At 72.6% G+C, this 21,380-nt stretch carries 22 protein-coding genes; 7 read left to right on the top strand and 15 right to left on the bottom strand.

Going from position 1 to position 21,380, the window contains the following annotated elements; all coding sequences use genetic code 11:
• Nucleotides 1-149: 149 nt before the first annotated feature.
• The 3 genes from ACFPZJ_RS36715 to ACFPZJ_RS36725 form a co-directional block, all read right to left on the bottom strand.
• Nucleotides 150-848, bottom strand: coding sequence for an RlpA-like double-psi beta-barrel domain-containing protein (locus ACFPZJ_RS36715; RefSeq protein WP_381030961.1), 699 nt, complete (start codon nt 846-848; stop codon nt 150-152).
• A gap of 128 nt (nt 849-976) precedes the next feature.
• Nucleotides 977-1,972, bottom strand: coding sequence for a hypothetical protein (locus ACFPZJ_RS36720; protein ID WP_381030963.1), 996 nt, complete (start codon nt 1,970-1,972; stop codon nt 977-979).
• 67 nt (nt 1,973-2,039) lie between these two features.
• Nucleotides 2,040-2,399 carry an arsenate reductase family protein gene (locus ACFPZJ_RS36725; protein ID WP_381030965.1) on the bottom strand — a complete coding sequence of 120 codons (360 nt, stop codon included), beginning with the start codon at nt 2,397-2,399 and terminating at the stop codon, nt 2,040-2,042.
• 183 nt (nt 2,400-2,582) lie between these two features.
• On the opposite strand from ACFPZJ_RS36725, the gene ACFPZJ_RS36730 reads away from it, so the two are divergent.
• Nucleotides 2,583-2,897, top strand: coding sequence for a hypothetical protein (locus ACFPZJ_RS36730; RefSeq protein WP_381030967.1), 315 nt, complete (start codon nt 2,583-2,585; stop codon nt 2,895-2,897).
• A gap of 68 nt (nt 2,898-2,965) precedes the next feature.
• Here ACFPZJ_RS36730 and ACFPZJ_RS36735 read toward each other — a convergent pair whose 3' ends face one another.
• A complete protein-coding gene (locus tag ACFPZJ_RS36735; protein WP_381030969.1) occupies nt 2,966-4,603 on the bottom strand; it encodes an alpha/beta fold hydrolase in 1,638 nt (545 codons plus the stop codon).
• Between the two features lie 164 nt (nt 4,604-4,767).
• Between ACFPZJ_RS36735 and ACFPZJ_RS36740 the strand changes: the two genes are divergently transcribed.
• Nucleotides 4,768-5,043: a hypothetical protein gene (locus tag ACFPZJ_RS36740; protein WP_381030971.1), complete on the top strand. Its 276-nt coding sequence runs from the start codon at nt 4,768-4,770 to the stop codon at nt 5,041-5,043.
• A 36-nt stretch (nt 5,044-5,079) separates the two neighbouring features.
• Here the strand turns inward: ACFPZJ_RS36740 and pspAB are convergent, their stop codons facing one another.
• From pspAB to glnA, 4 genes are all read right to left on the bottom strand, one after another.
• Nucleotides 5,080-5,664 carry a PspA-associated protein PspAB gene (gene pspAB / locus ACFPZJ_RS36745; RefSeq protein WP_381030973.1) on the bottom strand — a complete coding sequence of 195 codons (585 nt, stop codon included), beginning with the start codon at nt 5,662-5,664 and terminating at the stop codon, nt 5,080-5,082.
• A gap of 2 nt (nt 5,665-5,666) precedes the next feature.
• Nucleotides 5,667-6,584, bottom strand: a complete 918-nt coding sequence (gene htpX / locus ACFPZJ_RS36750; RefSeq protein ID WP_381030975.1) for a zinc metalloprotease HtpX — start codon at nt 6,582-6,584, stop codon at nt 5,667-5,669.
• 154 nt (nt 6,585-6,738) lie between these two features.
• Nucleotides 6,739-6,999, bottom strand: a complete 261-nt coding sequence (locus ACFPZJ_RS36755) for an SCO2583/SCO2584 N-terminal domain-containing protein (protein WP_381030977.1) — start codon at nt 6,997-6,999, stop codon at nt 6,739-6,741.
• Between the two features lie 145 nt (nt 7,000-7,144).
• Nucleotides 7,145-8,554, bottom strand: coding sequence for a type I glutamate--ammonia ligase (glnA, locus tag ACFPZJ_RS36760; RefSeq protein ID WP_381030978.1), 1,410 nt, complete (start codon nt 8,552-8,554; stop codon nt 7,145-7,147).
• A gap of 210 nt (nt 8,555-8,764) precedes the next feature.
• Here glnA and ACFPZJ_RS36765 point away from each other — a divergent pair, with 210 nt between their 5' ends.
• Nucleotides 8,765-9,232 (top strand): RDD family protein, encoded by a 468-nt coding sequence (locus ACFPZJ_RS36765; RefSeq protein ID WP_381030980.1) that lies wholly within the window; start codon nt 8,765-8,767, stop codon nt 9,230-9,232.
• Nucleotides 9,233-9,762: 530 nt separating this feature from the next.
• Here ACFPZJ_RS36765 and ACFPZJ_RS36770 read toward each other — a convergent pair.
• From ACFPZJ_RS36770 to lipB, 4 genes are all read right to left on the bottom strand, one after another.
• Nucleotides 9,763-10,464, bottom strand: coding sequence for a DUF4191 domain-containing protein (locus ACFPZJ_RS36770; RefSeq protein ID WP_381030982.1), 702 nt, complete (start codon nt 10,462-10,464; stop codon nt 9,763-9,765).
• An 82-nt stretch (nt 10,465-10,546) separates the two neighbouring features.
• Nucleotides 10,547-10,747, bottom strand: coding sequence for an SCO2195 family GlnR-regulated protein (locus ACFPZJ_RS36775; RefSeq protein ID WP_381030984.1), 201 nt, complete (start codon nt 10,745-10,747; stop codon nt 10,547-10,549).
• Between the two features lie 274 nt (nt 10,748-11,021).
• Entirely contained in the window at nt 11,022-11,987 is a 966-nt protein-coding gene (gene lipA / locus ACFPZJ_RS36780) for a lipoyl synthase (protein WP_381030986.1), read from the bottom strand.
• Nucleotides 11,988-12,289: 302 nt separating this feature from the next.
• Nucleotides 12,290-13,087, bottom strand: a complete 798-nt coding sequence (lipB, locus tag ACFPZJ_RS36785) for a lipoyl(octanoyl) transferase LipB (protein WP_381030988.1) — start codon at nt 13,085-13,087, stop codon at nt 12,290-12,292.
• A 266-nt stretch (nt 13,088-13,353) separates the two neighbouring features.
• On the opposite strand from lipB, the gene ACFPZJ_RS36790 reads away from it, so the two are divergent.
• Nucleotides 13,354-14,829 carry a regulator gene (locus ACFPZJ_RS36790; protein WP_381030990.1) on the top strand — a complete coding sequence of 492 codons (1,476 nt, stop codon included), beginning with the start codon at nt 13,354-13,356 and terminating at the stop codon, nt 14,827-14,829.
• A 31-nt stretch (nt 14,830-14,860) separates the two neighbouring features.
• On the opposite strand, the gene ACFPZJ_RS36795 is transcribed toward ACFPZJ_RS36790, so the two are convergent.
• Together ACFPZJ_RS36795 and ACFPZJ_RS36800 are read right to left on the bottom strand one after the other, a co-directional pair.
• Nucleotides 14,861-16,285, bottom strand: coding sequence for an NAD(P)/FAD-dependent oxidoreductase (locus tag ACFPZJ_RS36795; RefSeq protein WP_381030992.1), 1,425 nt, complete (start codon nt 16,283-16,285; stop codon nt 14,861-14,863).
• Between the two features lie 157 nt (nt 16,286-16,442).
• The gene (locus tag ACFPZJ_RS36800) at nt 16,443-17,348 is read right to left on the bottom strand and encodes a TIGR01777 family oxidoreductase (protein WP_381030994.1); all 906 of its coding nucleotides are present in this window, start codon (nt 17,346-17,348) and stop codon (nt 16,443-16,445) included.
• 71 nt (nt 17,349-17,419) lie between these two features.
• Between ACFPZJ_RS36800 and ACFPZJ_RS36805 the strand changes: the two genes are divergently transcribed.
• On the top strand, nt 17,420-17,908 hold the full coding sequence (locus ACFPZJ_RS36805; protein ID WP_381030996.1) for a GNAT family N-acetyltransferase: 489 nt from the start codon (nt 17,420-17,422) through the stop codon (nt 17,906-17,908).
• Nucleotides 17,909-17,918: 10 nt separating this feature from the next.
• Here the strand turns inward: ACFPZJ_RS36805 and ACFPZJ_RS36810 are convergent, their stop codons facing one another.
• Nucleotides 17,919-19,103 (bottom strand): MarP family serine protease, encoded by a 1,185-nt coding sequence (locus tag ACFPZJ_RS36810; RefSeq protein ID WP_381030998.1) that lies wholly within the window; start codon nt 19,101-19,103, stop codon nt 17,919-17,921.
• 1,122 nt (nt 19,104-20,225) lie between these two features.
• Between ACFPZJ_RS36810 and ACFPZJ_RS36815 the strand changes: the two genes are divergently transcribed.
• Both ACFPZJ_RS36815 and ACFPZJ_RS36820 read left to right on the top strand, forming a co-directional pair.
• On the top strand, nt 20,226-21,092 hold the full coding sequence (locus ACFPZJ_RS36815) for a peptidoglycan recognition protein family protein (RefSeq protein ID WP_381031000.1): 867 nt from the start codon (nt 20,226-20,228) through the stop codon (nt 21,090-21,092).
• The gene (locus ACFPZJ_RS36820; protein ID WP_381031001.1) at nt 21,089-21,316 is read left to right on the top strand and encodes a hypothetical protein; all 228 of its coding nucleotides are present in this window, start codon (nt 21,089-21,091) and stop codon (nt 21,314-21,316) included. The genes ACFPZJ_RS36815 and ACFPZJ_RS36820 overlap by 4 nt, the downstream gene beginning before the upstream one ends.
• Nucleotides 21,317-21,380 lie beyond the last annotated feature (64 nt).

Genomic DNA, 21,380 nt, shown 5'->3' on the forward strand with positions numbered 1-21,380 from the left:
GGGGCGGCAGGGGTGCGAGGGGCGAGGGGGCTTGCGGGGATGAGGGGTGCGGAGGCGTGCGGGAAGAGCAGGGGGCGGTCACCGGCTCCCCTCCGTCAAGCCGGTGACCGCCCACCCGTCGCCTCAGTGGTCTCCTATGTGTCCGAGCCTCACCCCACCTTCTCGATCACCGCGCGGCGGATCAGGAACTTGCCGGGCTCACGGACCTGTTCGAAGGCCGCGTTGTTGAGCAGGACACAGCTGCCCGAGACCGAGGTGACCTCCACCGTCGTGGACTTGTTGTTGTCCAGGTTGGTGACCTTCAGCTTCGTGCCGGCCGGGAACTGGTTGCTGGACGCCGCAGGCGCACCGCCCTCGCCGGAGAGCGTGACGGTCGACCCGTTGCACACCTGTTGGCCTGAGGCTGCGGCACCTCCGCCGGGGTTTCCCGTGGACGCGCTCTGCGAGGGCTCGGCGGCCTGCTGACCGCCACCGGCCTGCTGACCGCCTCCCGCCTGCTGCCCGCCGTTCTGCGCCGGCTGCTCGGTCTGGGAGCCCTGAGCCGACTCCCCGACCGCGCACCCGGACGCCTCCTGCTTGCGCTTGATCTCCTCGATGACAGCCTCACGGTTGGCGATCCGCGCCTCGGACTGCGCGTCCGGATTCGCCCGCTGGCCGTCGATGAACCGCTGGTTGTTGCCGAGCGCGGTGGCGAGTCCCTGACAGACGGTCGACTCGGCGGCCGACTTGGGGGTCGGGGCGGCGTTCGAGGTGCTCGCCATGGCGAAGGCGCCGCCGCCCGCCACCGCCGCCGCGCTCACCAACAGCGCGAGCTTCTTCTTCGTGCCGAGAGTTCTCCTGCGCGACATGCGCGCCTCCTGAAGAGGTAGGGGAGCGTACGCCGCTATGTACGAGATACCGAACGCGGTTACTCAGTGGTTCCGGGAGTCACTTGAGTAACCTGCGTCACATCGGCGGGAGCCGGCTCACATGGGCCTCACCGTTCCGTCCGCCCCTGCTCGTACGCCACCACCTTCGCGTTGGCGTACCGCAGCAGGTCCTCGGTCTGCCCGGTGATCTCCGCCTCCCGGGTCTCCGCCCCGTCGCCCCACTGCCCGCTGGCGAACACCACCGACCGCACGGTCATCAGCCGCCGGAACACCCCCGGCGAGCCCGGCGCCACGGTCGGCAGCCCCGACTCGGGCGGCGGGTCCAGCGCGACGACCTGGAACGTCACCGGGTCCATCGAGGCCATCGCGAACACGCGGGAGGCGTCCTCGACGCGCCGGAAGCTCAGCACGGTCACCGTCACCTGCGAGCGTCGCTCGGCATCCGTGAACAGGGCCGCGGACAACCGCACGCACTCCTCACCCTGCTCGATCAGCTCGGCGAGCTGATGCGACATGGCGCGCGCGCAGTCGGTCGTGGTGGCCAGGTCGACACGCGTGTACCGCGAGCCGTCCGTCAGCCGCACGTGCTGCTCCGGGAACGCCTGCTCCGGGCGGATGACGGGGCGCGCGAGCAGAGACGGCAGGGCGCTGGGCGCGTCAGGGGGAAGGGTGGCCCCGACCGTGGGGACGGCCGCGCCGCCGGGGGCGGACGTCGCGGGCGCCGCGGTCGCCGGGCGGTCGCCGTCCCCGCCCGCGTACATCACGGCGCCGGCGCCGATGGCCGCGACGAGGACGACGCCCGTCGCGGCGGCCACCGCGAGCCGGGTTCTGCGCCGTCTGCGTATGCGCTCCTGCTGCGCCGGCCACTGTCCGTAGGGGTTGGGCTGTCCGTAGGGGTTGGGCTGTCGGTAGGGGTCGGGCTGCCGGTAGGGGTCGGGCTGTCCGTAGGGGGTGGGCTGACCGTACGGACCGTGCGGCGTGAGCGGCTCCTGCGGCCCCTGCGGTCCTCCGTGGGGTCCGTGCGGCTGCCGGGCCCGCTGCGGTCCATGTGAACCCTGGGGCTCATGCGGCCCGAACGGCGTTTCTTGATCACCGAAGGTCATGGCGGCGGAGGGTAACACCGCTCACCGGCCGAACTCCCTCCGCAGGACAAAGGGTTGACTACGCCGTCTATCGGGACAAGGCGTCCTGTACGGCCTCCTCGGTGCGGGCCACGACCGCCGTGCCGTCGTCCGCCGTGATGATCGGGCGCTGGATCAGCTTCGGGTGCTCGGCGAGCGCTTTGATCCAGCGGTCGCGTGACGCCTCGGCACGGGGCCATTCCCTGAGCCCGAGTTCCTTCGCGGCGGCCTCCTGCGTCCGCGTGATGTCCCACGGTTCGAGGCCCAGGCGCGCGAGGACGTCGCGGATCTCGCCCTCGCTCGGCACGTCCTCCAGGTAGCGGCGCACGGTGTAGTCGGCGCCCTCGGCGTCGAGCAGGCTGATCGCGCTGCGGCACTTCGAACAGGCGGGGTTGATCCAGATCTCCATGCCGCACACGGTATCGCCGACGGCCGGAAAACCCGTTCTCCACCTGCGTCACTGCACCCCCAAAGCCCCTGTGGCCAGGGGCTTTTGTCAGTGGCGGCCAGTAGAATAGAAGCAGTGTTCGAGGGAATCGCCGGAGGCGCCGACGTCTTCGCCGTATGCCCTGACCGCGACAGGAGGATGCCTGTGCCCGCTGCCGCACTCAAGCAGAAGCCGCTGCCCACCCAGTCCACCGCGAAGCGTTCCGTCCTGCTCGACCTGCCCTACGAGCCCGTGGAGAAGCGGCCGTTGCCGCCGGGCCGTCCGCGCGAGTGGTACATCACCCACAACCGTCGCCTGAAGGCCATGCGCCTGGCGATCGCCCTGCTCGACTCCGGTGTCTACGTTCCCAACCAGGCACGCAACGAGACGATCCGCAGCACGGCGGAGCTGATCGGCGTCCACCCGCCGTCGGACACCACGTGCCACATGGTCCGGGCGCTGATGCGGTACGCCCGCTGAGCCGTGGCGCCGGGCACCCCGTTCGCGGGGTGCCCGGCGTCGGCGTCACGGACCCGTCCCCGCGGCGCTCAGCCGTACCGCTCCAGCAGCCCGCCCACGTACGCCTCCAACCGCCCGCCCAGCACCTCGGGCGTCAGGTCCGTGCGGCCCAGTTCGCGCCACGGCCCGGCCAGCTTCGCCGCGTCGGGGGAGTAGGCAAGGGCGTCGAGCAGCCGCCAGTACAGGTGGTCCGGCCCGTCGGCGAGCCGGCTTCCGCCGTGCGCCTCGTACCGTGCGCGGAAGGCGAGACCGTGCTCCGGGCCGTGCAGCAGCGCGAGCGCCGTCGAGCAGTGGGCGACGTCCAGGTCGGCGGGGCCCCACGAGGTCTCCACCCAGTCGACGACACCGCTGATCCGCAGCTGGGCGCCCTCCCCGGTGAACAGCACGTTCCCGGGGTGGAAGTCCCGGTGCAGGAAGCACCCCTCGTACGCCGGGGGATCGTGCCGGATCACGTCCACCGCCCGCTTCCACAGCGCGCCGCCCGGCGTGCGCACCCGCTCGGGAGACGTCCACGCCTGGTACGGGCGCGGGCGTTCCTCGGGGACGACCGCGTGGATCCGTACGAGCTGGGCCGCCAGCAGGTCCGTCCGGCGGTCCAGGTCCGTCCCGTCGACCCGCACCCGGCCCGGCAGCAGCGACATCAGCAGGGACGGGTGGTCGCCGTGCTCGGCGGTCGCGTCGACGGCGACCAGCGCGGGGGCGGGCACGCCCTCCTGCCCGGCGAGGAGCGTGAGCACGCCCGCCTCGCGGGTCAGCAGACCCGGGGCGTGATGCCGGAAGAAGGGCTTCACGAAGGTCCGCAGCACCAGGCCGGTGCCGTCGTCGAGGGTCAGCGCCCGCTGCTGGGAGCTCCAACCGCCCGACAAGAAGCGGGAGGTGAGAACCGTGCGGCCCTCCGGGAGCTGTTTGGCCACCCAGCCCCGGGTCGCCGTCCAGCCCTGCTCGCCGAGGCCGGCCAGTACGGCGGTGACGAACGCGGCCAGGTCGTCCGGGTGCTCCCGGAACCACGACCCCAGGTGGTGGTCCGCCTCCGGCAGTTCGAAACGGGTGAACTGCGCCCGGGCGGCCAGCGCGTCCTGGACGGACTCCGTCACGGCGGACGGGATGACCGCGTCGGTGCCGGGCACTGCCAGCACCGCCCGGCCCTCGTACCCGCGCAGCACCTCGAACGCGGGTGACGAACGCCAGCTGCCGGGCCTCCGGATGATCTCGCTGAACAGGCCCTCGCCCGCACCGAACGGCACGTCCCAGGCCTCGGCCGCGTACACCGCCGGCGCGCACAGCCCCAGCGCCACCACCCGGTCCCCGTAGTGGCGGACCAGATCGGCCACCGTCTGGCCGCTCATGCTGAACCCGACCAGCACCAGCGGCCCGTCGGCGGGAACGCACGCGTCGATGACGGAGACGGCCTGCTCGAAGCGGTGGCGCAGACTCGACTCCCGCAGCGCGCCCGTGCTGCCGCCGTGCCCGCAGAAGTCGAAGGCGAGAGCCCGGCAACCCCGGGCGGCGAGCTCCGCGAGCAGCGGCTTCAGCCGCTCCTTGCTGCTGCTGCCCGCGCCGTGCAGCACGACGGCGGTGGCCCCGGACCCTGCTGCGGGATCACCGCCGCCGTAGACACCGTCGAGCCGTTCGCCCTCGTGCCCGTGCGTGAAGACCGCTTCTGTCATGCGCCCATTCACTCACGGGCCCGTTCCCTCCGGCGTCCGTTCACTCATGCGTCCGTTCGTGCCTGGTTCACATGTGCCACGGGAGAAAAAAGCGGATGCACGCGGTGTGACCGGATCACTACGCTCGAAGCAGCCCCGATCCACACCAGCGGAGGAGGTCCGTGATGGGCACCATCGTCTTGTCCGGGACCGTCGTCCTGGTGATTCTCGGTTTCGGAAACCACGTCTGGTGGCTCGCCGCCGTCGCCCTGCTCTTCCTGTACGTGCGGTACGGCGCCGACGCGACCTCGACGTCCTCGTCCGCCGGGGGTGCCCCGTCGCAGACCGCGCCCACGACGTACCGGGCGTACCGCCAGCGCCGCGACCAGCAGGCCAAGTGGGAGCGCCGCTACCGCCGTGAGCGCCCTCTCGAGGCCCGCCGCCAGGAGCGCGGCAGGTAGGCCGGCGCGTCCGTCGAAAGGGGTGGCCCCCGGCCGTCACAGGCCGGGGGCGCCCCACACCGGGAACCAGCGTCCCAGGTCCTGCTCGATCCGCAGGTCGTCGGCGAGCGCGGCCCTGACCTGCAACTCCAGGGGGTTGTCGCGCCGTTGTGCCTCGCCGGGCAGCGGCGCGAACGGGTAGAAGGTGCCGCGCTTGTAGAGGTAGACCAGTGCGAGCCGCCGCCCGGCGCCGTCCCGGAAACCGGCCAGCGAACACAGCAGTTGCGGGCCGAAGCCGTTGACCTCCATCTGGCTGTTCACCGCGTGCAGGTCGTTGACGAGGACCGGCAACTGCTCGGGGGAGCGGCGGGAGACCAGCCAGGAGTAGCCGTACCGGTCCCGCGTGAGCTCCACGGGCGGGCCCTTCCGCTCGGTGTCCGCGTCCAGCAGCGCCCGTACCTCCTGGTGGGTCTGCTCGAAGGCCGCGCCCTCGACGGTGGCGAAGCACACCGCGCCCTGTCCGGTCGGCGTGAAGCCCGCGGCCACCTCCAGGGTCACGGCCGCCGACGGCAGGGCGAACAACCGGTCCAGGTCCGCGGCGACCGGCTTCGTACGGCCCAGGAGAATGTCCAGCAGCCCCATGCTCAGGCCCCTCCGGGTGTCGCCGCCTCGCCCAGTTCGGCGGAGATCCGGCCCAGCTGGTCGAGCCGCTGGTCCAGGCTCGGGTGGGTCGAGAAGAGCCGGGCGATGCCGGGCTCGCGGCCCAGCGCCGGCGTGAAGTAGAAGGCGTTGAAGGCCTGGGCCGTGCGCAGGTCCTTCGTCGGGATGCGGGCGATGTCGCCGGAGACCTTGGTCAGCGCGGAGGCCAGCGCCGAGGGCCGGCCGGTGAGCAGCGCCGCCGCCCGGTCCGCCGCCAGCTCCCGGTACCGGGACAGCGCCCGGATCAGCAGGAAGCTCAGCGCGTACACCGCCGCCGACACGCCCATCACCGCGGCGAACACCACGGCCGTGTTCTGGTCCCTCCGGCCCCCGCCGAACAGCTGCGAGTAGAAGGCGAACCGCACGATCAGCCCGGCGATGACGCCGAGGAAGGACGCGACCGTGATCACGGCGACGTCCTTGTGCGCCACATGGGACAACTCGTGCGCGAGCACACCCTCCAGCTCCGCAGGCTCCAGCCGCCGCAGCAGCCCGGTCGTCACGCAGACCACCGCGTTGTCGGGATTCCGCCCGGTCGCGAACGCGTTGGGCATGTCCATGTTGGAGACGGCGACCACCGGCTTCGGCATGTCGGCGAGCGCGCACAGCCGGTCGATCACCGCGTGCAGCTCGGGGTACTCCTCCCGTTCCACGACCCGGCCGCGCATGGCGTACAGCGCGATCCGGTCGGAGAACCAGTACTGCGCGCCGAGCAGCGCCGCCGCGACCACCACGACCAGCACCCACGACTTCAGCAGCACGATCAACGCGGCGACGAACGCCACGTACACCAGTCCGAGCAGGAACAGCGTGACCGCCATACGCGCGGTCAACCGCCGGTCGCTCCGGAAGCGGCTCTGCATGGTGCACCACCCCGCAGTCAGGCACTCGTCCCACTGCCAGTGTGCACCCGGCACCACCCATGAACGGGTCGCGAACGTCTCCAGGAGGAGCAAAAGGTTTCTGCCCGGGGCAGGGCCTGCCTGGTGAGGGCCCCTGTCTGGTGCGGGTCCCCGACTAGTGGGGACGGAAGTTCGCGTAGCCGAGGAGCAGGATGAGCGCGGCCATGGCGCCGAACACGATGGCCGCCGACACCCACGGCGAGCGGGGGCGGTGCGCCTTGCGTGCCGGCTCGGGGCGGAACGGCACCGGACCGGGCGGGTCGTGCTTCCAGCGCGCGGCGAGCATCCGGGCCCGGGCGGAAGGCTCCTTGTGCGCGGCGCCGTCCGCCCACTTCAGGTCGAACTCCCGCTGATCGAAATCGTCCCGCTCGGACATCCCCGTTCCCTCTCTCGAACACCGGTCCCCGGTCACCAGGATCCCCTGTCCGGGCCCGGTCTGTGAAGCGGGTTCCGCCCCTACGACGGCGGGGCCGCCACCCCGGTGTGGGTGGCGGCCCCGAAGCGCTGGTGAGGCGCGTCGATCACACGTCGAAGTAGAGCTCGAACTCGTGCGGGTGCGGACGCAGCTGCAGCGGAGCGATCTCGTTCGTGCGCTTGTAGTCGATCCAGGTCTCGATCAGGTCGGAGGTGAACACGTCGCCCTGGAGCAGGAACTCGTGGTCGGCCTCCAGCGAGTCGAGCACGGCCGACAGGGACGTCGGAACCTGCGGGACGCCCGCGTGCTCCTCGGGAGCCAGCTCGTACAGGTCCTTGTCGATCGGCTCGGCCGGCTCGATCTTGTTCTTGATGCCGTCCAAGCCCGCGAGGAGCAGGGCGGAGAAGGCCAGGTACGGGTTGCCGGAGGAGTCAGGGGCGCGGAACTCGACGCGCTTGGCCTTCGGGTTGGAGCCGGTGATCGGGATCCGCATGGCCGCGGAACGGTTGCGCTGCGAGTACACCAGGTTGACCGGCGCCTCGAAGCCCGGCACCAGACGGTGGTACGAGTTCACCGTCGGGTTGGTGAAGGCCAGCAGCGACGGGGCGTGCTTGAGGATGCCGCCGATGTAGTAGCGGGCGGTGTCCGACAGGCCCGCGTAACCTGCCTCGTCGTAGAACAGCGGGTCGCCGTTGCTCCACAGCGACTGGTGGACGTGCATGCCCGAGCCGTTGTCACCGAAGATCGGCTTCGGCATGAAGGTCGCCGTCTTGCCGTTGCGCCAGGCGACGTTCTTCACGATGTACTTGAACAGCTGCAGGTCGTCGGCGGCGGCGAGCAGCGTGTTGAACTTGTAGTTGATCTCGGCCTGGCCGGCGGTGCCCACCTCGTGGTGCTGGCGCTCGACCTTCAGGCCGGCCTTCTCCAGCTCCAGGGAGATCTCGGCGCGCAGGTCGGCGAAGTGGTCGACCGGCGGGACCGGGAAGTAACCGCCCTTGTAACGGACCTTGTAGCCACGGTTGTCCTCGAGGGCGCCGGTGTTCCAGGCACCCGCCTCGGAGTCGATGTGGTAGAAGGACTCGTTCGAGCTGGTCGCGAAGCGGACGCTGTCGAAGACGTAGAACTCGGCCTCGGGACCGAAGTAGGCGGTGTCGGCGATGCCGGTGGACGCCAGGTACGCCTCGGCCTTCTTCGCCACGTTGCGCGGGTCACGGGAGTACTGCTCGCCCGTGATCGGGTCGTGGATGAAGAAGTTGATGTTCAGCGTCTTGTCGCGGCGGAACGGGTCGACCCGGGCGGTCGACAGGTCCGCGCGCAGCGCCATGTCGGACTCGTGAATGGCCTGGAAGCCGCGGATGGACGAGCCGTCGAAGGCGAGCTCCTCGTCCGCGTCGAACGCCTCAGCAGGCACCGTGAAGTGCTGCATCACGCCCGGGAGGTCGCAGAAGCGGACGTCGATGAACTTGACGTCCTCGTCCGCGATGAACTTCTTGGCCTCGTCGGCGTTCTGGAACATCCAGCTCCTCCTACTCCCGACCGTCCCGCCGGGGTGGTAGATCGTTCGTGCGGCCAGTGCGGGTGGCACACGCTGACCTCGACCCTAGGGACGCGTGATTTCTCTGGCGTGACCCATTTGTTTCGCACAAGTTAACCGGCTCCCCTCTCACGGTAGCCCTGACCGACCCCGACGTCCCCCGGTCATTTACGGCCGCAGTACCGTGGACGGGTGGACAACAGGCAAGCAATCGGATCGTGGCTTTCCGGGCCGCGTGCGGCCATGGAAGACGCCGGTGCCGACCTTGGATACCGGGGCCAGAGGCTCGGTCTGCCGGAGGAGGGACCGGGCTCGATCGCCCGCCCCGGCCGCCGGCTCGGCGCGCTGGCCGTGGACTGGGGGCTGTGCCTCTTGATCGCATACGGTCTCATCACGCACGGCTACGATCAGGCGACCAGCAACTGGGCGCTGCTGATCTTCTTCCTGCTGAGCGTCCTCACCGTCGGCACCGTCGGCTTCACCCCCGGCAAGCGCCTCTTCGGTCTGCGGGTCCTCGCCCTGGAGACGGGCACCGTGAACCCGCTGCGCGCCCTGCTGCGCTCGGTCCTGCTGTGCCTGGCCGTCCCGGCGCTGATCTGGGACCGCGACGGCCGCGGCCTCCACGACCGGCTGGCGCGCACGGTCGAGGTCCGCATCTAGCCGAGGGCCGTGTCTGGCAGGGGCCGTGTCTGCTGGCGGGGTCCGTGTCCGGCCGGGCCCGCGTCCGCTGGCGAACTCCGCGTCCGGCCGGGGCCCGCATCTGGCCGGTGCCCGTGTCCGGCCGGGGTCCGAATCCAGCCGAGGTCGGGTCCGTGTCCGGCTGGGGCCCGCGTCTGCTGGCAGGGTCCGTGTCTGACAGGGTCCGTGGCTGAGGCCCGCGTCTGGCCGAGGTTCGCATCTAGAAGTCCGTGTCCCGCCGGGGCCCGCACCCAGCCGAAGTTCCGCATCCGGCCGAGGCCCGTGTCGTGGCAGGGTCCGTGACTGCTGCCGGGGTCCGTGTCCGGCCGGTATCCGTATCTGGCCGAGGTCCGCATCTAGCTGAAGTCCGTGTCCCGCCGGGGCCCGCACCCAGCCGAGGCTCGCGTCCGCCCGACTCCGCCTCCCGCAGCGCCCGCGTGAAGCGGGCGGTGTCCGTACACGACAAGGGGCGCCCGGAGTGATCCGGGCGCCCCTTGTCGTTCGAGGGTGGGTCAGCGCGGCCGCTGCCCGCCCTTCGGCAGCTTCATGCCCTTCGGCATCGGGCCCTTCGGCAGCGGCATGTTGCTCATGAGGTCGCCCAGGGCGCGCAGCCGGTCGTTCGTCGCGGTCACCTGCGGGCCGGTCAGCACGCGGGGCAGCTTCATCATGGTGGTGCGCAGCTTCTTCAGCTCGACCTGGCCCTCGCCGGTTCCCACGATCAGGTCGTGCACCGGGACGTCCGCGACGATGCGGTTCATCTTCCTCTTCTCGGCGGCGAGCAGGGACTTCACCCGGTTCGGGTTGCCCTCGGCGACCAGCACGATGCCGGCCTTGCCGACCGCGCGGTGCACCACGTCCTGGTTGCGGTTCATCGCCACCGCGGGTGTCGTCGTCCAGCCCCGGCCGATGTTGTCGAGCACGGCCGCGGCGGCGCCCGGCTGTCCCTCCATCTGCCCGAAGGCGGCTCGCTCGGCCCGGCGCCCGAACACGATCGCCGTCGCGAGGAAGGCGAGCAGCAGGCCCAGGATGCCGAGATAGATGGGGTGACCGATCAAGAAACCGATCGCGAGGAAGACACCGAAGGTGACGATTCCGACAGCCGCGAGTACAAGGCCGATCTTCTTGTCGGCCCTGCGGGTCATCTTGTAGGTCAGGGCGATCTGCTTCAGTCGCCCGGGGTTCGCAGCGTCCGCTGCGTTGTCCTTCCTCGCCATGCCACGAAGTTTACGTGGCCATGGAAGCGCCGACGACGGCGGTGCCCGGCGAGGGCCGCAACGTGCCGCGGGGAGCGGGCGGTCAGGAGCGGGCGGACAGCGTCTGCTCCAGGACGCGCTGGGCCTCGACCCGGTCCTTGGCGCGTCGGCGGTCCTCCAGGACGGAGGTCCAGGCGTTGCGGCGGGCGGTGCGCTGGCCGCTGCTCAGCAGCAGCGACTCGACGGCACGCAGTGCGGTGGTGAACGACGGAATCGCTGTGGCGCGGACGGGCGCGGCCTGCATCGTGGAGGTCCCCCCTCGGTACGGCTCCGGGTACGGGTGTACGTGGTGTGATTTCAGCGTCACTGATTGGTGTTACCAGGGCGTGACCGACCGGTCAAACGCCCATGAAGCCTTTCTACGACCGCATGAAACGTCCGACGCGGCCCCGACCGGGCCCTCATCTGCGAGGACGGCCGGGACCGCGTCTTCTCGGTCGCTACCAGTCAGTAGGTTCTTGTGCGCGAATTCACACGCATGCCGGAGTGTCGTACGGGAACGGCGGGCTGATTCCGTGTCAGACGGCCTGCGCGGCGACGTACGCGTCGCGCTTCTCGATCGCCATCCGGTACAGCCGCCCGGCGCGGTACGAGGAGCGCACCAGCGGGCCGGACATCACACCGGAGAAGCCGATCTGCTCGGCCTCCTCCTTCAGCTCCACGAACTCCTGGGGCTTGACCCAGCGCTCCACGGGGTGGTGGCGCACGGACGGCCGCAGGTACTGCGTGATGGTCACCAGCTCGCACCCGGCGTCGTGCAGCTGCTTGAGGGCCTCGCTGACCTCCTCGCGGGTCTCGCCCATGCCGAGGATGAGGTTCGACTTGGTGACGAGGCCGTGGTCGCGGGCCATCGTGATGACCTTCAGCGAGCGCTCGTAGCGGAAGCCGGGGCGGATGCGCTTGAAGATCCGCGGAACCGTCTCGACGTTGTGCGCGAAGACCTCGGGGCGCGAGGAGAAGACCTCCTCCAGCTGCTCCGGGACCGCGTTGAAGTCGGGCGCGAGCAGCTCCACCTTGGTCCGGCCGCCCTCGCGGTCCGCCGTCTGCTGGTGGATCTGGCGGACGGTCTCGGCGTACAGCCAGGCGCCGCCGTCCTCCAGGTCGTCGCGGGCGACGCCGGTGATGGTGGCGTAGTTCAGGTCCATGGTGACCACGGACTCGCCGACGCGGCGCGGCTCGTCGCGGTCGAGCGCCTCGGGCTTGCCGGTGTCGATCTGGCAGAAGTCGCAGCGCCGGGTGCACTGGTCGCCGCCGATGAGGAAGGTCGCCTCGCGGTCCTCCCAGCACTCGTAGATGTTCGGGCAGCCGGCTTCCTGGCAGACCGTGTGCAGGCCCTCGCTTTTGACGAGGTTCTGCATCTTGGTGTACTCGGGGCCCATTTTCGCCCGGGTCTTGATCCACTCGGGCTTGCGCTCGATGGGGGTCTGGCTGTTGCGGACCTCCAGGCGCAGCATCTTGCGTCCGTCGGGTGCGACTGCGGACACGTCGGCTCCCTAGCTTCGATTCTTCGGCGTACACCAGGGTACGCCCGTGCGCTTCCCGGCCTCCGGGGTGGGCAACCTTCGGTCTGCGGCGGGCATTCCCGGCTGCCCGACCCGTCCGAGGGGTTCCGCCCCTTCGGCCTGCGTGCGGCGCGGCCCGAGGCGCGGGCCGCGCCGTATCCGGCCCGTCGGGCGACCGAGGGCGATGCCGTCCAGGCCGGAAAGGTCCAGGGGCCGGCCCTTCGTGGGACCCGGTGGCGGAGCCCCGGGTGGGCGGGTGAGGGCGGCGAAGACCCCGGTGCCCGCTACACCGCCGACCGCTCGATCTCCCGCGGCTTCAGGTCGGCGTTCTCCAGGACGTCCCGCAGGTGCCGCTCCGCCACCGGCAGCACCTCCTCGATCGTGACCTCCCGGCCCAGCTCGTGTGCGAGGGACGTCACGCCCGCGTCGCGGATGCCGCACGGGATGATCTTGTCGAAGTTGGACGTGTCCGGATTCACGTTCAGTGCGAAGCCGTGCATGGTGACGCCCTTGGCGACCCTGATGCCCATGGCGCAGATCTTGCGGTCCTCGCGGCGCTGGCCGGCGTTGGAGGGCGCGTACTCGGGACCGTTGAGGCGGGGGTCGAACTCCTCGTCCGTCAGCCGCGGGTCGAAGTCGAGGGAGAGCCCGCCCAGGCCGGGCCGCTGCTCCACCGGGTCGCCCAGCACCCAGACGCCCGCCCGGCCCTCGACCCGGCTGGTCTCGACGCCGAACTCCGCGCAGACGCGGATCATCACCTCTTCGAGGCGGCGCAGGTGCGCCACCACATCCACCGGACGCGGCAGCTTCTGGATCGGGTAGCCCACCAGCTGGCCCGGCCCGTGCCAGGTGATCTTGCCGCCGCGGTCCACGTCGATGACGGGCGTGCCGTCGAGCGGACGCTCGTTCGGGGCGGTGCGCCGTCCGGCCGTGTAGACCGGCGGGTGCTCCAGGAGCAGTACGGTGTCGGGGATCTCGTCCGCGAAGCGCGCCGCGTGCACCCGGCGCTGCTCGTCCCAGGCCACCTGGTAGTCAACGGCCTCGGCACCGAAACCCATACGGACGAACCGCAACTCACTCACGGCAAGCGCCTCCCTGGAAGTCGTAAGGCACGAAACGCGCCTACGCCACTGTACGACCGCCGTCGTGCCGTCGGTCGTCCGGCTGTGGCCTGGTGGTCACCCGTCAGTTTCGCGGCCAATCCTCACACGATCGGATGAATGCCTGCGGAAGGGTGCGATCGGGCGCTTACTCTCCGCTACATTCGCGCCGTCCACGAGGCCATATGGGCTGCTCACAGGCGATCCGGGCACGTCCACACACCGGAAGGCAGGAGACCGCACCGCAGATGACGGAACGACCCGCGCAGCGCACCCCCAACCGACAGCTCGCCGCGCTCATCGCAGAAGCGGGGTTCTCCAACGCGGGACTCGCCCGTCGGGTGGACCAGCTCGGTCTGGAACACGGGCTCGACCTGAGATACGACAAGACCTCGGTCACGCGATGGCTCCGCGGCCAGCAGCCGAGGGGCACCACACCCGCGCTCATCGCCGAGGTCTTCACCCGGCGGCTCGGCCGCCGGCTGACCGCCCAGGACCTCGGCCTGGACGCCTGCGCCCCCGTCTACGCGGGGCTGGAGTTCGCCGCCACCCCCGAGGAGGCCGTCGACATCGTCAGCGGGCTGTGGCGCAAGGACTCGGGCAGCCACGCCGAGCTGCGCAAGATCGCCTTCACCCCGGCGGGGCTCGTCGTGCCCAGCCGGGACTGGCTGATCGGCCGCCCCGACGAGAGAGTGGCCCGCGGGGAGGCGCCCGCCGCCCGGATCCCGGCCCAGGGCCGCCCGGCCGTCAGGCCCGTGGCGCCGCCCGACGCGGCCCGCGTCCCGCCCCGGCGGCGCGGCCAGGCCGAACGCGGCCCCGGCCAGAAGATCACCGCCGGTGACATCGCCGCGCTGCGCTCGGTCGGCGAGCTGTTCCGCACTCTCGACGACGCCTACGGCGGCGGCCACGCCCGGCAGGCCCTCGTGCGCTACCTGGAGCACGAGTGCGAGCCGATGCTGCGCGGCACCTACGGCGAGCAGACCGGCCGCAGACTGTTCGCGGCGGCCGCCGACCTGACCCGGCTCGCGGGCTGGACGTCGTACGACATCGCCGCGCACGGCCTCGCCCAGCGCTACTTCGTGCAGGCGCTGCGGCTCGCGCAGGCGGCCGGGGACCGGGCGTACGGCGCGTTCACACTGGTCACCATGAGTCGCCAGGCCGTCTACCTGGGGCACGGGCGGGAGGCCGTGCAGCTCGCCCGGGTGGCGCAGCAGGGTGTCGGGACGTCCGTGCCACCGGTCGTGCAGGCGCTGCTGCACGCCGCCGAGGCGCGCGGACACGGCGTGCTCGGTGAGGTCAGGGCCTGCACCTCGGCGCTGGTGCGCGCCGAGCGCGCCCTCGACGCGGCGCGGCCCGGGGACGAGGTGCCGTACTGGGCGCGCTTCTTCGACGAGGCCCAGCTCGCCGACGAGTTCGGGCACTGCCACCGGGACCTCCAGCAGTTCCGCGCCGCCGCGCAGCACGCGGAACGCTCCCTGCAGCTGCGGGCCCCCGCCTACGCCCGCAGCCGCCTGTTCTGCCGGGTCGTCCTGGCCACCGCCCGTCTCGGCCTCGGCGAACTCGACCAGGCCTGTCAGCTGGCCTCCGAGGCGGCCGGGCAGGCGGCGGAGATGCGGTCGGTGCGGGCGGTGGAGTACGTCCGGGACTTCGAGCGACGCCTGGAGCCGTACAAGGACGCGGCACCGGTGCGGAGTTACCGGGACAGGGTGGCGGCCCTCGGCTGACCCGCCCTGTCCCCACCGCGGGGGCCCCTGCTCACGCCGCCCTCGGCACGCTCGGCAGCGGGTCGGCCACGTGCATCGAGCCGTCCGCGCCCAGATCCGCCAGGATCGCCGAGGAGACCCGCTGACCGGAGTGCAGCGCACCGACCACCGTGCTCACGTCCCGGTGGTCGCCGCACACGTACAGGCCCGCCAGCAGCCGCACCGGCCGCCGCGGGTCGTGCGGCGGCCGCATCGCGGGCACGGCCTCGGCGGTGTGGTGGACGGCGAGCGTCTCCCAGCGTGTGGTGGAGGTGCCGTACAGGCGGGCCAGGTGCATGCGGACGGCGGTGTCGACGTCGTCCGGCGGAGGTCCGAGGACCGTCGAGGAGACCAGCGTCCGGCCCGCCGGGGCGCGGGACGGGTCGACGCGGCTGACCACCGCCGTGTGCGCGACCGGGCCGCCGCGGTCGGAGTCGAGCAGCAGCGACGCACCGGTCGCGGGCGGCTCGTCCGTGGTGTGGTGGACCACCGTCACCGGGTGGAAGTCCGGGACCCGAAGGCCGGGCAGCAGCTCGGCGGCGGCCCGGGCGTCGGTCGCCAGCAGGACCGCCCGGCAACGGATCTCGCCGTGCTCGGCTGTGGTCACCGAGGTCGTCGAGACGGAGGTGACCCGGACGCCGGTGTGCACGGTGCCCGGCGGCAGGGTGCTCGCCAGCAGCTCCGGCAGCGCCTCGGCGCCGCCCTCCGGCAGGCACAGCGGGCCGCTCGCGAAGGCGTGCAGGGCCAGATCGGCGCAGCGGCTGGACGTGGTCAGATCCGGGTCGCACAGCAGGGCGGCGAGCAGCGGGCGCAGAAAGCCGTCGATGGTCCGGGCGGGCAGGCCCCGCGCGGCCAGGGCCTGGCCGGCGGGCTGCTCCGGGCGGGCCAGCAGCCGTTCGACGGGCATGGCCGCGAGGCGCGTCAGCGCCGCGCCGAGCCGGGCCTGGTCCAGGCCGGTGCCCAGCGGGGCGCCCGCCCGGCTGCGGGGGACGGACACCGGCCGCCCGGGCACGGCCACCGGCCTCCTGAGCGGCCTGAGCGGCCTGGGCGCGGACGGCGGCCGGGGGGCGCCGGCCAGGACGCGCACCGCGTGGAGCGCGCCGCGTGCGCCCCCCGCGCCCGACTGGGCGCCCGCGCGGTGGTGACGTCCGTCGCTGTGCAGCAGGACACCGGGCGCGAACGGGCGCAGCACCAGCCCGTCGAGGCCCGGTGTCCGCCGCAGCACGGGATGTGCCGTCGACGGCATCGTGAGCAACTGTCCGATTCTGTCGAGCCGGAAGCCGTCGACCTTCTCGGTCGCCATCCGGCCCCCCACGGCATGGGCGGCCTCCAGCACCACGGTCGACACTCCTGCGCTGGCCAGCCGATGCGCCGCCGAGAGTCCGGCGACCCCGGCCCCCACGACGACGACGTCGGCCTGATACGTGGGCTCAAGCACGTGCCCCTCCTCGAGGTTGCGCGGGCGCTGGAGACGTCATGCCCCCAACGCGCTCCTGGGATACCCGAGTTCTGGTCGAGGGTAGGGCCGTGATCCGTCAGGGGGAGTCGCGCATCGACAGAGCACGGTCGCACAGCGGTCGCATTCGGTCCCTCCGCTATCGCAGCGCCGCACGAATCGCCGAGTCGATCTCCGGGAACGCGAACCGGAACCCCGACTCCAGCAGCCGCCTCGGCAGCACCCGCGCGCTGCCGAGCACGTCCCCGGCCATCTCGCCCAGCACCACCCGCAGAACGGGCGCGGGGACGCCGAACAGGGCCGGGCGGTGCAGCACCCGGCCCATCGCCGCCGTGACCTCACGGTTCGTCACCGGATGCGGGGCGGTGAGGTTGAACGGGCCGGACAGGTCGTCGCGGTCGATGAGATGCCGGATCGCGGCCACCTCGTCGTGCAGCGCGATGAACGACCAGTACTGCCGCCCGTCGCCCAGCCGTCCGCCGAGTCCCGCCCGGAACAAGGGGAACAGCCGCCCCCAGGCCCCGCCCCCGCGGGCCACCACCAGCCCGGTCCGGGTGAACACCGTACGGACACCCGCGTCACGGGCCGGGGCCGCGGCGTTCTCCCACTCCACGCACAGCGACGGCAGGAAGCCCTCGCCCGGGGGTGCGCTCTCGTCGACGGCCCGGTCGCCGGTCTCGCCGTAGTAGCCGATCGCGCTGCCGTTCACGAAGACCCGCGGCCGCTCGCCCTCGTCCAGCGAGGCGACGGCCTCGGCGAGCGCCGCCGTACCGTGCACCCGGCTGGCACGGATCCGCGCCTTGTACGCCGCTGTCCAGCGGCGGTTGCCCACCCCGGCCCCCGCCAGGTTCACCACGGCGTGGCAGCCGGCGAGCCCGGCCCTGTCGACGTGTCCGCCCTCGGGGGCCCAGCGGACCTCGCCCGCGGCGCGGGGCGCGCCCCGCACCAGGCGTACCACCTCGTGCCCGTCGGCGGTCAGGGACCGCACCAGGGCGCTGCCGATGAGACCGGACGCGCCGGCCACCGCGATTCGCGCACGTTCCATGCGCCCATCCTGCCGCGCGACGCGTCAAGTCCCCGTGGGACGCGCGTGGCACGGCACGTAGGGTGGCCGTCATGCCGCTTGCGCTCATACGTCCCGCACGCCTCGACGACGAGGAGGCACTGGGGCGGCTCGACCGCGCCACCTGGTCCCCGCTGCACTCCGTCCAGCCCCGCCCCGAGCCGCCGTACGATCCCTTCTTCGGCGAGCGGTCCGTGCCGGGGGACTACCTCGTCGCCGAACTCGGCGGCAGCGTCGTCGGCTTCGTCCGGCTGGGCCGTCCCACGTCGCTGGCCTCCAACGCCCATGTCCGCCAGATCCAGGGCCTGGTCGTCGCGGAGGAGGCGCGCGGCGCGGGCGTCGGGCGGGCGCTGCTGCGGGCGGCGCGCGAGGAGGCCCGGCGGCAGGGGGCACGGCGGCTGACCCTGCGCGTCCTCGGCCACAACACCCCCGCCCGCAAGCTCTACGAGTCCGAGGGGTTCGTGGTGGAGGGCGTCCTGCCGGAGGAGTTCCTCGTCGAGGGGGCGTACGTCGACGACGTGTTCATGGGGACGTCCCTGTAGGCCCGGTGCGCTACGACTCGACCAGGTCCCCCGTGTCCACCGGCGCCGTCGCGTCCGCCGCGCGCTGGGCGTCGGAGGCCACCTCGGCCGCCGTCAGCACGTAGCCGGTCTCGGCGTCCGAGGTGGAACGCGCGAAGACCACGCCGTACACCCGTCCGTCGGTGGTCAGCAGCGGGCCGCCGGAGTTGCCGGGGCGCACGGTGGAGCGGATCGAGTAGATCTCGCGGGTCACCGTGTCGTCGTTGTAGATGTTCTGGCCGGTCGCCCGCACCCGGTTGGCGACCGTCGCCGCCTGGAGGTTCAGGGCGCCGTCCTCCGGATAGCCCGCGACGACCGCCCGCTCGCCCCGGTCGGCGTCGTCGTCGAACCGCAGGACGGGTGCCCGGAGGCCGGGCACGTACAGCACGGCCACGTCCTTCTGCGGGTCGAACAGCACCACCCGCGCCTCGTACGTACGGCCGACCCCGCCGATCTGCACGGTCGGCTCGTCGATGCCGGCCACCACGTGCGCGTTGGTCATCACGTGCTCCCGCGCGTACACGAAGCCGCTGCCCTCGCGGCCCTGCGTGCCCGCGACGCCCTCGACCTTCACCGTGCTGAGCTTGGCGGCGTTGGTGGCGGCCGCCGTGACACTGTCGCCGGAGGGCCGGGCGACCCGGGCGGTCGACTCGTTCTCGAAGGGGTTGAAGACCTGGGGGAAGCCCGCCTGGGTCAGCGCGGACGTGGCCCGGGAGAACCAGGCCGGGGTGGTGTCCGGCATCACCTGCTGCACCGCGCCCAGCAGCCGCGAGTCCCGTATCGCGCCGGTGACCAGCGGGGACGAGGAGGCACCCAGGACACTCGCGGCCACCCACGCCACGATCAGCACGGCCGCGGAGTTGGCTGTCGCCCCGCCGATTCCGTCCGCCGCCCTGAGCGGCCCGTGGTCCAGCTCCCGCCGCAGCCGCAGCGCCAGCCGCCCCGCCAGCTCATGGCCCACCACCGCGGGCAGCAGCACGGTGAACACCGCTGTCACCGTCGCCGCCGTGGTGCCCGGCTCCACCGACTTCATCACCCACGGCAGGACCCACACGCCGACCACCGCACCGCCCACGAACCCGGCGAGCGAGACGCAGCCGGCCACCAGGCCGCGCCGGTAGCCGGACGCCGCGTAGGCCAGGATGACCAGCAACAGCAGGATGTCGAGCAGGTCCACGCAAGCCGCCTTTCTCCTCGGACCCCTTAGTACGTGGGGGACGGGCCCGGTGATCAGTACGCGCGCGCATGATCACCGGGAACCGGCCACACGCGCGCGCCTGCATTCGAAAAAACGTCGCGGACCCGGACGATGGTTCCACCAGGTGGCACAGCACACATCGCGGACGGACCGGATCGGGCTGACAGTGGGACCATGCGTGTCTTCCGAAGACCGCGGGGGGCGCGAAAGCGCCGCGCCACCCGAATATCTGGCATACCCGGCGCAACGGACGCCATACGCGCGAGCCGCGATGCACCCGACAGGGGCGGGGTCGACGACGCATCCGAACCGGCCGCCGGCCATGACCCGGCCGACCCGCCGGACGAGCGCGGGGTGGACGGCGCGTCGGACGGGCCCGGGCTGGATGGGGTGCCGGGCGATCCCGGGCTGGAGGGGCCGCGGGACGGGCTCGGGGTGGATGGGGTGCCGGGCGGTCCGGGGCTGGACAAGGCGCCGGGTGAAGGGGGGCTGGAGGGGCCTCGGGACGGGCTCGGTGTGGGTGCGTCGTCGGGGGAAGGCGGGCTGGACGGTCGGGGCGTGCGCGGGACGGACGGTGCCGTTGGTGGGGGCGGCCCGGGTGCCCCGGTCGGCCTGGGCGGCCCGGCCGGACGGTGCGGCGCAGGGCTGGCCGATGCCGACGGCGGACCCGGCCCGGGCGGGCCCGGCGGGCCGGAGGGGGTGCGTGGGCCGCACCCCGCCGAGGGGTCCGAGGGCCCTGGGGGGCCGCTGGGCGCACCCGGGCCGGGCGGCGCGAGGGGCGCGGGCGGCCCGGACGGTGCGGGTGGCGAGCGGGGCCCTGAACGTGTGGACGGTGCGCGTGGTGGCGGCAGCGCGGGCGGTGTGCGCGGCCCTGGCGGCGTGGGCGGTGCGCGTGGCCCGTCTGGCGGCGAACACGGCGGACCCCACCGCGACGAACGTGGCGAACCCCACGCACACCACAGCCGTGACGCACACCCCCGCGACACACCCGGCGCACGCCACGTGCCCGCCGTGTCCGCCGTACGCGCCCCACGCGCCGTACATGCCGTACACGCTCAGATGCGTGTGCTCGGGGTGCGCGCCCGGAAGGTGGCGCGCGGTGTGCCCGGTGTCGCCGGCCCGCGGGGCCGCGCCGCCCGCGCCCTGCTCGGGTGTGTGCCGGGGCTCGCCGCCGCCGTCGCGCTGGTGCTGTGCGCGTACGGGGTCGAGCGGGCCGCCGCGCCGTCCGGGCGCCCGGACGCGGGCCGCTCCGCGGCCCGGTACTCCGCCCCGAAGCCGCGCATCCTGCCGAGGTCGGCCTGGCTGGGCGACGCCGCCCGGGACCAGCCGCCCCCGCGCTACGACGACGAGGTCGTCGCGGTCTTCGTCCATCACACCGACTCGCCCAACGGCTACGACTGCGCCGACGCGCCCGGCATCATCCGGCACCTGTACGCGGGCCAGACCGGCAGCCGCGACTGGGACGACATCGGCTACAACTTCCTCGTCGACCGCTGCGGCACCCTCTACGAAGGCCGCGCCGGCGGCGTCGACCGCCCGGTCACCGGCGCCCACACCCAGGGCTTCAACCACCGTACGGTCGGCATCGCGGCGCTCGGCACCTTCACCGCGGGCGTGCCCGTGCCTGCCGCGATGACCCGGGCCATCGCCGCCCTGGCCGCGTGGAAACTCGGACTGTCCGGCATCGACCCGCGCGCGAGCGTCCGTCTGGTCTCCAGCAACGGCCGCAGCCGTTACGCGGCCGGCACCAAGGCGACGCTGCCCGCCCTGGCGGGTCACGACGACGGCTACATGACCACCTGCCCGGGCGCCGCCCTGCGCGCCCGCCTCCCGGAGATCAGGGAGCTGGCGGCCCGGCTGCAGGGCCGGGCGCCGGGCTCACACGAACGCCACAGCCGGGCCGCAGGGCCCTCAGAGCTCCGCGCCGTACGGTCTGCGGCAGAAGCCGACCGGAGGTGGGGACCATGAACAGCAGCCCTACGAAGGAACGGAAGCCGGGCACCTGGGCCGCAGCCGTGCGAAGCCCCTGGACCGTGCTCTGCGCGCTCGCGACCGTCGTCCTGGGACCGGCCGCGGCCACCGCGTCCGCCCTCGACCAGGCCAACGCGGCACCCCCGCACCACATCCTGAAGGCCGACCGGACACAGGCGTACATCCCGCCGGACCCGACCCGCAGGCGCACGGAAACCTGAGCGAGCCCCCGGGGCCAGGCGTCGGCGCCGGCGCCGCCACACCCCGCCACCCCTGCACCTACCT

The organism is Streptomyces bullii, from assembly GCF_042657145.1.
GTDB lineage: Bacteria > Actinomycetota > Actinomycetes > Streptomycetales > Streptomycetaceae > Streptomyces > Streptomyces bullii.